Origin of the sequence: Mycobacterium sp. (assembly GCF_049647605.1) — a bacterium.
GTDB lineage: Bacteria > Actinomycetota > Actinomycetes > Mycobacteriales > Mycobacteriaceae > Mycobacterium.
Map to the genome: position 1 here is coordinate 91297 of NZ_JBARXZ010000120.1, position 11686 is coordinate 102982.

The 11686-nt window shown below is 65.3% G+C and carries 12 protein-coding genes; 6 read left to right on the forward strand and 6 right to left on the reverse strand.

Going from position 1 to position 11686, the window contains the following annotated elements:
- Window positions 1-20 precede the first annotated feature (20 nt).
- A complete protein-coding gene (ephH, locus tag WBB07_RS16130) occupies window positions 21-869 on the reverse strand; it encodes an epoxide hydrolase EphH (RefSeq protein WP_526309390.1) in 849 nt (282 codons plus the stop codon).
- Between the two features lie 84 nt (window positions 870-953).
- On the opposite strand from ephH, the gene WBB07_RS16135 reads away from it, so the two are divergent.
- Window positions 954-1793, forward strand: coding sequence for an exodeoxyribonuclease III (locus WBB07_RS16135; protein WP_526309391.1), 840 nt, complete (start codon window positions 954-956; stop codon window positions 1791-1793).
- A 66-nt stretch (window positions 1794-1859) separates the two neighbouring features.
- On the opposite strand, the gene WBB07_RS16140 is transcribed toward WBB07_RS16135, so the two are convergent.
- Entirely contained in the window at window positions 1860-3182 is a 1323-nt protein-coding gene (locus WBB07_RS16140; RefSeq protein WP_526309392.1) for a hypothetical protein, read from the reverse strand.
- A 459-nt stretch (window positions 3183-3641) separates the two neighbouring features.
- Here WBB07_RS16140 and trpS point away from each other — a divergent pair, with 459 nt between their 5' ends.
- Genes trpS through WBB07_RS16155 form a run of 3 tightly spaced genes read left to right on the forward strand, consistent with a single transcriptional unit; the run spans window position 3642 to window position 6330 of the window.
- A complete protein-coding gene (gene trpS, locus WBB07_RS16145; RefSeq protein WP_526309393.1) occupies window positions 3642-4679 on the forward strand; it encodes a tryptophan--tRNA ligase in 1038 nt (345 codons plus the stop codon).
- A gap of 15 nt (window positions 4680-4694) precedes the next feature.
- The gene (gene yhjD / locus WBB07_RS16150) at window positions 4695-5771 is read left to right on the forward strand and encodes an inner membrane protein YhjD (RefSeq protein WP_526309394.1); all 1077 of its coding nucleotides are present in this window, start codon (window positions 4695-4697) and stop codon (window positions 5769-5771) included.
- A gap of 55 nt (window positions 5772-5826) precedes the next feature.
- Complete coding sequence (locus tag WBB07_RS16155) at window positions 5827-6330, forward strand: ClbS/DfsB family four-helix bundle protein (RefSeq protein WP_526309395.1); 504 nt, start codon at window positions 5827-5829, stop codon at window positions 6328-6330.
- On the opposite strand, the gene WBB07_RS16160 is transcribed toward WBB07_RS16155, so the two are convergent.
- Entirely contained in the window at window positions 6327-7559 is a 1233-nt protein-coding gene (locus WBB07_RS16160; protein WP_526309396.1) for a D-alanyl-D-alanine carboxypeptidase family protein, read from the reverse strand. The two genes, WBB07_RS16155 and WBB07_RS16160, sit on opposite strands and share 4 nt — an antisense overlap.
- Window positions 7560-7716: 157 nt before the next feature.
- Window positions 7717-8103 carry a hypothetical protein gene (locus WBB07_RS16165; RefSeq protein ID WP_526309397.1) on the reverse strand — a complete coding sequence of 129 codons (387 nt, stop codon included), beginning with the start codon at window positions 8101-8103 and terminating at the stop codon, window positions 7717-7719.
- Between the two features lie 738 nt (window positions 8104-8841).
- On the opposite strand from WBB07_RS16165, the gene WBB07_RS16170 reads away from it, so the two are divergent.
- Window positions 8842-9384: a MarR family winged helix-turn-helix transcriptional regulator gene (locus tag WBB07_RS16170; RefSeq protein WP_526309398.1), complete on the forward strand. Its 543-nt coding sequence runs from the start codon at window positions 8842-8844 to the stop codon at window positions 9382-9384.
- Between the two features lie 61 nt (window positions 9385-9445).
- Here the strand turns inward: WBB07_RS16170 and WBB07_RS16175 are convergent, their stop codons facing one another.
- Window positions 9446-10831, reverse strand: coding sequence for an aspartate aminotransferase family protein (locus WBB07_RS16175; RefSeq protein WP_526309399.1), 1386 nt, complete (start codon window positions 10829-10831; stop codon window positions 9446-9448).
- Window positions 10828-11274, reverse strand: a complete 447-nt coding sequence (locus WBB07_RS16180; protein ID WP_526309410.1) for an Lrp/AsnC family transcriptional regulator — start codon at window positions 11272-11274, stop codon at window positions 10828-10830. The genes WBB07_RS16175 and WBB07_RS16180 overlap by 4 nt, the downstream gene beginning before the upstream one ends.
- Before the next feature lie 206 nt (window positions 11275-11480).
- On the opposite strand from WBB07_RS16180, the gene WBB07_RS16185 reads away from it, so the two are divergent.
- A partial coding sequence (locus WBB07_RS16185; protein ID WP_526309400.1) for an aldehyde dehydrogenase family protein occupies window positions 11481-11686 on the forward strand: 206 nt, incomplete at its 3' end.

Consider the following 11686-nt stretch of genomic DNA (forward strand, 5'->3'; position numbering starts at 1 on the left):
GGTCAGGGCGCGGTGGCGGCTCAGCCGGCCGGCGGAATCGCCCGCTCAGGTGCGGAGTTGGCGTCGATGAAGTCGATGATCAGCTCGCTGACCCGGCCGGGGGCCTCGAGCATCGGGATGTGTCCGACACCGTCGAGTCGGGTGATCGTGGTCGCGGGCGGAAGGTTGTCGGTGAAGTGTCGGTTTCCCCGCGGTGTGGGGAACACCCGGTCGCGTTCGCAGAGCACCAGCTGCACCGGTGTCCGGATGGCGGCCAACTCGGCGAGTCCCGGTGCCAGCAACGTCTTGACCAGCAGAGCGACGTAGGCGTGGCAGTGGGTGGCGTCCTGCATCAGCTCCTGCAGGTCGGTCTCGGAAGGTCCGTCGGCGGGGCCGCTGATCGGCAGTGTCGCCAGCCGGCGGGCGAACGGCAGGTTCAGGATCCGCGGGCCCAGCAGCCGGGCGGCCAGTAGTGCCGGGCCACCGCCGAGAAATTTTGCGACGGTCTCGAATTTGGTAGGGGAGTAGCGGGACCAGCCGCCGGCCGGGGCGATTGCGGTCAGGGTGCGTGCGCGCCCGCGCCGCTCCAGCTCGAAGGCCACCCAGCCGCCCAGTGAGTTGCCGACGATATGTGCTGTCGCCCAACCGAGTTCGTCGAGGTGACGTTCGATGTGATCAACCATGACGGCGGTGTCCATGAACCAGGAGCTGACGGCGGGTCCGCCGTGATGGCCGGCCATGGTGGGGGCGAGGACCTCGAACCGGCCGGTGTCGGCGAGCTGGTCGGCGACGGTGCGCCAGACGTTCTGCGAGCACAGGAACGGGTGCAGCAGCAGGATCGGCTCGCCGGTGCCGAGGTGGATCGGCGAGCGGACGACTGGAGGAGCCATGTCGACCGACTTTAAGGTGATACCGGCGGTACCGCAATAGTTGCCGTGGCTTCCAGGCAAACATCTCAGATAGGGTCGTGCCCCGTGATCGTCAGCACCGTCAACGTCAACGGCATCCGCGCCGCGGTCAAGCACCGTTCCGCCGACAACCTCGGATTACTGCCCTGGCTGGCCCAGACCAAGGCCGACGTGGTTTGCCTCCAGGAGACGCGTGCCGACGACGAACAGCTGGCCCAAGCGCTGGCCCCGGCTTTGGACGACTGCTGGCACCTGGCATCGGCGGAGCCGCATCTCAAAGGCCGTAACGGGGTGGCGGTGCTGAGTCGGCATCCCTTCCAGGCGGTGCGTGTCGGCGTCGGCACCGACGAGTTCGCGTCGCACGGCCGCTACATCGAGGTCGACATCGAGTCCCCGGCCGAGGGCGACTCGCCGTCGGCCGGGCTGACGGTGGCCAGCGTCTACGTTCAGACCGGTGAAGCCGAGACCCCTCGGCAGCTGGAGAAAGAACGCTTCATGGTGGCGCTCGCGGCGCGGATGGCCGGGCTGAGCGACGCGGGCCGCGACGCCGTGGTGTGTGGTGACTGGAACATCGCCCACACCGAGAACGACATCAAGGCATGGAAGGCCAACGTCAAGAAGTCGGGCTTCTTGCCCAGCGAGCGGCAGTGGGTCGGGGAGTTGCTCGCCGCCGGCTGGGTTGACGTGGTGCGGCAGCTGCACCCGGACGTGGCCGGTCCGTACAGTTGGTGGTCGTGGCGGGGGAAGGCCTTCGACAATGACGCCGGCTGGCGTATCGACTATCAGCTGGCCACGCCGGGGCTCGCCCAGCGGGTGGTCGCCGCGCACGTGGACCGGGCAGAGGCCTACGCGTTGCGCTGGTCCGATCATGCGCCTGTGACGGTGGAGTACAGCTCAGCGCCCTAGCGCCGAAACGGCATTCGGCCCCTCCCCGCGGACCGGGCAGGGGCCGAACGATGGTGATATCAGCGCTTATTCGGCACTGTCTTTGCCACCGGAACCGCGGGAGTCACCCTTGTTGTCCGAGTTTGTGGACGCGGCCCGCGCGGCCGACTTGCTGCTCTTGGTGCGTTCCTTCTCCGATGCCCGCTCCGCACGTTGTGATGTCCGCTCGGCACGTTGTGATGCCCGCTCGGCACGTGTGGGCTTCGTCCGCTCGGTGCCGTCGGTGGACGTCGTGGTGCCCCCCGAGACGACGGGCGCCGCTTCCTCCGGTGCCGGTGCCGGTGCCTCGGGTTCTGTTTCTTCGACGATCGGCGCGGTGGACGCCGGCTCGGCTGTCGGCTCGGGCGCCGGCTCGGCTGCCGGTTCGTCCTCGATGACCGCTGCCGCCGTTGCTGCCGGTTCCGGTTGGGGCGCAGCCTGTTCCGGACCGGTGGACAGGCTGACAGTGATTGCCGCCGGGTCGGGTACCTCGTCGGCCGCCGGTGTCGAAATGTTCTGCGGTGCCAAGTTCTGCGTCCCCGGGGCGACGGCGGGTGGCGTGATCGCATTGGCGACGGCGTTGCGGAAATTGAGCAGTCCTTCGACGATCCCGTATTCGCCGAGCAGGCCGCCGCCGAAATTGGGATTGCCGTTGACAATGGTGCCGACCAGGTCTGACGGGAAACTGATCACCGCGTTGAGGGCCGCCTCGAAGTCGCCGGTGGTGATGCCGTCGAAAATAGCTTGTACGGTCAGGCCCACCTGGCCTAGAGGCGATATGACGAGCCCGAGGAGCGGGAGCCCGAGCAGGCCGATTGCCTGCGGCAGAACGCCGATCACGTTGGAGATGTTGTCGAACGGGTTCTGCAGGAGCGCCACGATATCGCCCAAGCTGGTGCCGAGAATGATCGGGAAGGCCGCTTGAATGATGGGCAACAGCAACACATTGCCCAGACTCGGTATGCCGTTTTCGAAATCCCCGGCGATGATCTGGTCGATCGCTGCCTGGAAGGCGGCCGGCATGGCGGCTACACCGTTGAAGAACCCCTCGACGCCGAGCCCGACGATCCCGGCGGCGGTCGACGCACTGATGATCCCGTTCTGGGCGATTTTCGCCAGGATCGGGGCGGGGTCGGCGAGGAACGTCTCCGCCAATGTGCCGAGATTCCCCGCTGCCGTTGCGATCGTCTGAGCCCACAGTTCGATGGGATTGACGATGGCAGTGAGTTCCACCGGGGTGGATGAGGCTGCCGCTGGGACGACGATGTCCGGCAGCGACGGGTTGATGGGACTGATCGGACTCACTGCGATGGCGCCGGCGCCGATGAAGGCCACCCCTGCGGTGAGGTAACTGCGAGCCGAAATGTGCATGCGATTCCCCTAGGGCACATCTGTGATCTTGGACATAGAAAAGGTATCTGTGAAAAACCTGAGCGGAATGGACTTCGGGGATCTGCCTTCGAAACCACCGGGAGGATGCTCCACGCAGCAACCTCATTGCTTGCATCGTTAAGCCGTTGAACAGTGTTGACAGTCCAGGGAGTTACTTTCCATTGCGACCTGATTGCTTCACCCCGCAACTAACTGCCACGACAACTGGAACGTGTTTCACTTGCGCATCGCGGCACCTGGATGTGGGCACGGGTATCCGCTTCGGCGGGTCTGGGCCGTTCACCGAATTCGCTGGCGGTCCCGAGGCGAACATCTCGCCGTAGCGATGGGCAGCGCGGTTGGTCAGGCCTCGATGAGGCCGCAGCACCCCGGGTGGCGCCAGCTGGATCCGGGCTGATGAGCGGTGGGCATGATCTGACATGAAATGATCGGACGATCATGAGCGACTCCAGCCCCGCCGGCCACAATCCTGCCCGTCAGATCGTGTTCTCCGGCGCGCAGCCCACCTCCGATTCCCTGCACCTGGGCAACGCGCTGGGCGCGGTGAAACAGTGGGTTGAGCTGCAGGACGACCACGACGCCTACTTCTGCGTCGTCGATCTGCATGCCATCACGGTCCCGCAGGATCCGAAGGTGCTGCGTCGCCGGACCCTGGTGACCGCGGCGCAGTACCTTGCGCTGGGCATCGACCCGGCGCGCGCCACGGTGTTCGTGCAGTCGCACGTTCCCGCACACGCTGAACTGGCCTGGGTGCTGGGCTGTTCCACCGGGTTCGGCCAGGCGTCGAGAATGACCCAGTTCAAAGACAAGTCGCAGAAGCAGGGCAGCGACTCCACCACCGTCGGCCTGTTCACCTACCCGGTACTGATGGCGGCCGACGTGCTGCTCTACAACACCAACCTGGTGCCCGTCGGTGAGGACCAGCGCCAGCATCTGGAACTGGCCCGCGATGTCGCCCAACGGTTCAACGCTCAGTACAAGAAGACGTTTGTGGTCCCCGAGGCGATGATCCCGAAAGCCACCGCCAAGATCTACGACCTTCAGGACCCGACGGCCAAGATGAGCAAGTCGGCCACCACCGACGGCGGCCTGATCAGCCTGCTCGACGATCCGGCCAGGAGCGCCAAGAAGATTCGTTCGGCGGTCACCGACAGCGAGCGGGAGATCCGGTTCGATCGGGAAGCCAAGGCCGGCATTTCCAATCTGTTGACCATTCAGTCGGCGGTGACCGGCACCGCGATCGACACCCTGGTCGACGGGTACGCCGGGCGTGGCTATGGCGATCTCAAGAAGGAGACCGCAGAGGCGGTCGTCGAATTCGTCACCCCGATCAAGACCCGGGTCGATGAACTGCTGGCCGATCAAGCCGAATTGGAAGCGATCCTGGCCAAGGGTGCTGCCCGGGCCAATGAGGTGTCTTCGAAGACGCTGCAGCGGGTATATGACCGCGTAGGGTTTTTGCCGCAACGATCATGATCTCGGGAGACTGGTATGACGGAACCGGCTGACCGGACCAGCCTGCGCGCTGACGACATGGCGCCCGAGCAGGACAAGCCGGGGCTCGTCGACCGGTTTCGGGCCCGGTGGCCGTGGTTCGACCATGTCATGACGGCGCAGGAGCGCTATACCAACACCAAGGGCGACTTCTACGCCGCGGGAATCACCTACTTCACGATCTTCGCGCTGTTCCCGCTGCTGATGGTCGGTTTTGCGGTGGGTGGCTTTGTGCTCGCCAGCCGGCCCGATCTGCTGGCCGAGGTAGAAGGCTGGATCAGGTCGACGATTTCCGGGGACATGGGCAGCCAATTGGTCAGCCTGATGGATTCGGCGATCGAGTCGCGGACCACCGTCGGTGTGATCGGGTTGGCGACGGCGGCGTGGGCCGGGCTGGGCTGGATGGCCAACCTGCGTGAGGCGCTCAGTCAGATGTGGGGCCGATTCCGCGATGCCCCAGACGGTTTCGTCCGGACCAAGGTGTCTGATCTGCTGGCGTTGGTGTCGACGTTCATCGCCATCGTGGTGACGATCGCCCTGAGCGCCCTGGGTGCCGGTGGCCCGATGCGAACCCTGCTGGGGTACTTCGGCATTCGCGAGGCCCCGGGGCTGGGGGTGATGCTCCAGGTGCTGTCGGTGGTGATGTCGATGGTGGTGTCCTGGCTGCTGTTCACGTTGATGATCGCGCGGTTGCCACGGGAATCTGTGGGTTTCCGCAGCAGCCTTCGAGCGGGACTGATTGCCGCGGTCGGTTTCGAGATCTTCAAGCAGGTGGCATCGATCTACCTGCAATCGGTGGTCACCGGACCGGCGGGGGCGACCTTCGGCCCGGTGCTCGGTTTGATGGTCTTCGCCTACATCACCGCCCGGTTGGTGCTGTTCGCCACGGCGTGGGCGGCCACCTCGAAGGAGAACCTGCGCGAGGACATCGTCTTACCGCCTGAACCTGCGATGATCACCCCACGGCTGATCACTCGCCCCGGTATCGGCCCACTGCAGGCGGTCGGCGCGGTGGCGGTCGGAGCCCTTGGCGCGCTGAGTTTCTCGCGGATGGCACGACGCGACCGTGACTGAACCGGGTTGGTGATTCCAGTCCGACCGGAACCGTCTGAGCATGGAGATGCACTGCATGGGAGTTCCCGCGTCCAAGGGTGAACTACTCGCCGCCATCGACAAGACTTTTCGACAGCTGAGCACCGACCTCGATCGGGTGCCGCTGGAATTTGTCCGGGAACCGGTCCTGGCCGGCCACGTCAAGGACACCATGATGAGTCCGGCCGATCTGGTGGCCTATCTTGTCGGCTGGAACCAACAGGTGCTGATCTGGCACCAGCGTCGAGCCGCGGGACTGCCCGATGAATTTCCCGCCCCGGGGGTGAAGTGGAATGAGCTGGGTGCGCTCGCTGCGCGTTATTACGCCCAACACCAGCATGATTCCTGGGCCGATCTGCGCACGCAGCTCATCGAGGCCAAGGACCGGCTCGTCGACTTGATCGAGGGTTGTTCCGACGCCGATCTCTACGGCTTGCCCTGGTACGGAAAGTGGACGATGGGACGCATGATCTCGTTGAACACGTCATCGCCATACGCCAACGCCCGCAGCCGAATCCGTGTGTGGTTGCGAACGCTCTAGCGCAGGGGCCGGCGGTTGACCGCCCGGGCGGCCATGATGAGCCCGAATACCAGGATGGTGCCGACGACGCCGACGCCGACTCGCACCGGTACGGCGTCGGCCTGCGGTATCAGGCTTGCCGCTTGTGCGGCCGCCGCAGCGGCCAGTTCGTCGGTGGGTTTGTCGCGTGGCATCAGGGACGGGTCCGGGTCCACCAGCTCGCCGATCTTGGTGCCCGGGGGAGTCGCAAAACCGTAGTCCAGTAGCCGGGCGGCCTGCTCCCACGGCACGATCGGTTGGCGGGTGCCGCGCAGCAACACCGTGACCAGTCGGCGGCCGTCCCGCTCGGCGGCGCCGACAAAGGTCTGGCCGGCGTCGTCGGTGTACCCGGTCTTGCCGCCGAGCGCGCCGGGGTAGTTGTAGAGCAGCTTGACGTCGTTGACCACTTCGTAGGGCGGATTCCCGTCGCGGCCCGGGAAGTCGAACGACTGGGTGGCAACGATGTCGCTGAAAGCCTGGTTCTGCCAGGCGTAGCGGTAGAACAGTGCCAAGTCGTAGGCCGAGGTGCTCATGCCCGGGCCGTCGAGACCCGATGGGGTCGCGGCCCGGGTGTCTCGTCCGCCCAGCTGGCTGGCCAGGGTGTTGAGCTTGCCCAGCGCGTTGTCCCACCCGCCGAGTTGCATCGCCAGCGCGTGCGCCGCGTCGTTTCCGGAATGCATCATCAGGCCGTGCAGCAGGTCGTTGACGGTGTAGGTGCCGCCGGGGCCGACGCCGACTTTGGTGCCTTCGGCGGCGGCGTCCTCGGGGGTGCCGGGCACCTGCTTGTTGAGGTTGAGCTCCCGCAGCGCGGCCATCGCGGTGAGTACCTTGATCACGCTGGCCGGCCGGTGGCGACCGTGGGGGTCGCGGGCGGCGATGACGTCGCCGGTGTCCATATCGGCGATCACCCAGGCTTCGGCCGAGACGTCTTCGGGAACCGGTGGTGTGTCCGGTGCGGTGATGAGGCCGCAACCACCCAGCGCTTCGCCGCCGACGGGTTTTGACGGCACGGCGAGCGGCTGTGGCGTCGGCTGCCCCGGCGCGGGAACTTCGGATGCGTCCACGGCGGGGGGCGTGACGACCCGGTATGGGCACGGGTCGGCGGGTTCCGCGGAGGCCAGAGTTGGATTGCCGAGCGTCATGCTGCCCAGCGTCAGCAACGCCGCTGCCAGTGCGGCGGCGCGCTGTACCAGAGGTCGTGAGGTGGCCATCGGGAAGCAGACTAGGCGACTGCCGGCCTGATTCTGGGTAGCCGCGCTGTGGCTGGTGTGATTGATGTTGCCTATGTGAGTTGAGCTGTGGTCTCCTCCAGTCCAGGGACCCCTCCCGCGGTGTTGCCGAAAAGGGCCCCTCGGAGGTGGCTCGGACTCACTCTCCGGAGTCGCCGGACTGCTTGCTCTTGTTGCTCTTGCTGGACTTGGTTGCCCCCGCGTCGCCGGTTCCGCCGGAGTTCCCACCGGAGTTGCTGTTGGCGGCACCGCCCGAGTTGTCGGCCGGATCGTCGGTGGCGGTTCCGTGGGACCGGCCGCTGGCACCCGCACCGGAACGAGCCGTGGCACGCCTGTCGGACTTCGATGCCCGCACCTGCCCCTCCTCGGTGTCGTCTGCGTTGCCGGCATCGCCTGCAACGTCAGGATCGCCGGCATCGTCAGAATCTCCGGCGGCGTTCGCTTCATCGGCGACGGTGCCGGTGACGGGGGGCTGCTTCCTCCGGACCGCCGGCCCGGGTGCGCTCGCCGCTGCTGTAAGCGGCAATGAAGTAGCCGTTGAGAAGGGCCCCGGCCAGCACGGCCGGCATGTTCAGCATGACGCTGGCCGCGGTCCGTGTCCGTGGTCCCGTTTGGGACGCGAAAGAATTTATTCAGCTCCGCTATCGTCGAAAGTCAGTGAAGCTGCTGGTCGGGTCCCCACGGTCGCGGTTTTTCGGCGAATTATTTCTCGCAGGCGATTGCTTCAATGCAAAATCATCGGAATTGGACGACCCGCAGCGAATTCAATTCATTTCCGGGGTCGGCTCGATCGGCGGGACAAAGTGCGGTGTCGTGCATCGGGCTGACCGGGCGGGAGGCGGCGCCATGCCTGCAAGATGCAATTGTCCAAGATCACATCGCCGGAGGGAACCGCCTCCCTTGTCAGGAACCATATCTGTCCCACGGGTGCCGGGCTACCGCAGGCGTTGCGGCCCCACCGCCGGCTCGGGTCGATTCGGCAACGGGGCGTCGACTCGAGGCAGTCGAGCCGAGATCTCGGTGGTGATGACGTGCACGTGTTTGTGATGGGCAAAGAAGTTCGGTGGGAAAAGAACTGATAATTCTCGACACGTTTGCCCGGGCCGGCACTACGATGAGCATCGCCGACATCGGAAATCGTGAATGTCGAGTCGAACGTGTTTTGCAACATGCTCGTTGATGAGAAGGTGCTTTGTGGATTGTTTTGTGCGGGCCGTTATCGGGGCTTTGCCATGCTGGGCCGGCCGGATCTGAGGAGTGATGCGTGGTTGACAGCGGCTGCGCCGATTCTTTCCCGGTCGCACCCGCACCGTTGGTGCCCGACCGTCATCTGCCGGAACTCGACGACCTCGAGCAGGAGTGTTGGCAGCAGTTCACCGAATCCGCCACGCGTATCGGTGATGTTCTCCAGCGGACGCTGTTGTTCGAGCACAACCTGACGCTGCATGACGTGATGCTGCTCTGGATCTTGGCAAAATCCGACAGTGGCTCCGTGCGGATGGGTGACCTGGCAACCGCTCTTGCGCTCATTCCGAGCCGGGTGACCCAGCAGGCGGGCCGATTGGAAGCGCGGGGCCTGCTGACCAGGAGCACCAGCGAGACCGACCGCCGCGGTGTTGTTGCCACCATCACCCGCGTCGGTCGGGTGCATCTCGCGCCGGCTCTGCGGACATATGCCGGCGTGGTGCGCAGCCTCTACCTCAATCCGCTGTCCCGTCAGCAGATGACGGCGCTCGGGGACAGCTGCCGGCGTATCGGCGCCGGATTGCTCCAGCAGGACCGTCGGCCGAAACCAGGACACAACTGAGGCACAAAGCCAGATGGGCGAGACCTCCGCAGAGGTCCCGCCCATCTGTTGATGCCTACTACTACATCCGTGAGCTGGCTTCGGTGAGCACGTGACGCAAGATGTTGTAGATGGCGTCGAATTCCTTCTGCCCGCAGATCAGCGGCGGGGCGAGCTGGATCACTGGGTCGCCACGATCGTCGGCGCGGCAGTAGAGCCCGGCCTCCCAGAGTGCGGGGGTGAGGAATCCGCGCAGGAGACGCTCGGATTCCTCGTCGTTGAAGGTCTCCTTGGTGGTCTTGTCCTTGACGAGTTCGATGCCGTAGAAGTAGCCCTCGCCGCGCACGTCGCCGACGATCGGCAGATCGTAGAGCTGCTCGAGGGTCGCCTTGAACGCCGGCGCGTTCTCCTTGACCCGGGCGTTGAGGCCTTCGCGTTCGAAGATGTCGAGGTTGGCCAGCGCCACCGCTGCGGACACCGGGTGTCCACCGAAGGTGTAGCCGTGTCCGAACACCGTTGAGCCGTCGTTGAACGGTTCGAAGAGCCGGTCGCTGGCGATCATGGCGCCCAGCGGGGAGTAGCCGGAGGTGAGGCCCTTGGCGCTGGTGATGATGTCGGGGACGTAGTTGAAGTCGTCACAGGCGAACATCGAACCGATGCGGCCGTAGGCGCAGATCACTTCGTCGGAGACCAGGAGCACGTCGTATTCGTCGCAGATCTCGCGGACCCGCTCGAAGTACCCGGGCGGCGGCGGGAAGCAGCCGCCGGCGTTCTGGACGGGTTCGAGGAAGACGGCCGCGACGGTGTCGGGGCCTTCGAATTCGATGGCCTCGGCAATCCGGTCGGCGCAGTACTGGCCCCACGCCTTGGGGTCGGTGCTGTACTGCTCAGGGGCGCGGTAGAAATTGGTGTTCGGCACCCGGAAACCGCCCGGGGTCGGCGGGTCGAAGGGTGCCTTGAACGCCGGGATGCCGGTGATGGCCAGGGCGCCCTGTGGGGTGCCGTGGTAGGCGATGGACCGCGATATCACCTTGTACTTACCGGGCTTGCCGGTCAGCTTGAAGTACTGCTTGGCCAGCTTCCACGCGCTCTCGACGGCTTCGCCGCCGCCGGTGGTGAAGAAGACGCGGTTCAGGTCGCCCGGGGCGTAGCCGGCGATGCGCTCCGCCAGTTCGATGGCCGTCGGGGTGGCGTAGGACCAGAGCGGAAAGAAGGCCAGCTGCTCGGCTTGTTTGGCGGCGGCTTGGGCCAGCTCGGCGCGCCCGTGCCCGGCCTGGACGACAAATAGGCCGGAGAGGCCATCGATGTAGCTCTTGCCGTTGCTGTCCCAGATGGTGGCGCCTTCACCGCGGGTGATGATCGGTGGCGTGATGCCGGCGCCGTGGCGGGAGAAGTGCCCCCACAGGTGGCGGTCGGCTTTGGCGGATAGATCGCTTGAATTGTTTTGTGATGCTTGCGTGGTCGTCATCGCGTACCCCAATTGTATTGCTGTTTGACAAGTTTCAGATAGACGAGCGTTTCGGTGGATATCACCCCTGGGACGGCGCGGATGCGGGTGTTGAGCAGGTCGAGGAGATCGTCGTCGTCTTCGCAGACCACTTCGGCGATGGCATCGAAAGAGCCTGCTGTCAGGACTATGTAGTCCACGGATTCGATTTTGGCGAGTTCGTCGGCGACCTTGAGGGTGTCGCCGGTGCATTTGATGCCGATCATGGCCTGGCGGGCAAATCCGAGTTGCATCGGGTCGGTGACGGCCACGATCTGCATCACCCCGGAATCGACCAGGCGCTGCACTCTCTGACGCACGGCTGCCTCCGACAGCCCGACGGCTTTGCCGATCCCGGCATACGATCGCCGTCCGTCCTGTTGCAGGTTTTCGATGATCGCCTTGGAAAGCTCATCGAGTTGCATGGCCGGGACTGAAGACCCCTGGGTGCCGCCGCGAACGTACCCGGGTCCGTTAGGTCCTCCCGATTCCCGCATGCTTGTGATTGTGCACGGAATCAGTTGCCGGGGGCAACTATTACCGACAATATCCTCAGTCTGAGTGTGTCTAGTCGGCAGAATGCGTATGGTGACCGCTGGTCCGGGCCGTCTGGGTGGGCTACGGTGGCACCATGACCGTCGCTTCCTCTGCGAACACCTCCGCAACGGCCCGCAAGATCTCCTCCAGCTGGATCGACGGCGCTCCCGTCGAGACCTCGGGGCCGATACACACGGTGGTGAACCCGGCCACCGGCGCGGCGACGGCGGAACTGGCGCTGGCGACACCGGCTGACGTCGACGCCGCGGTAGCCGCCGCACGCGCGGCGTTCACCGGCTG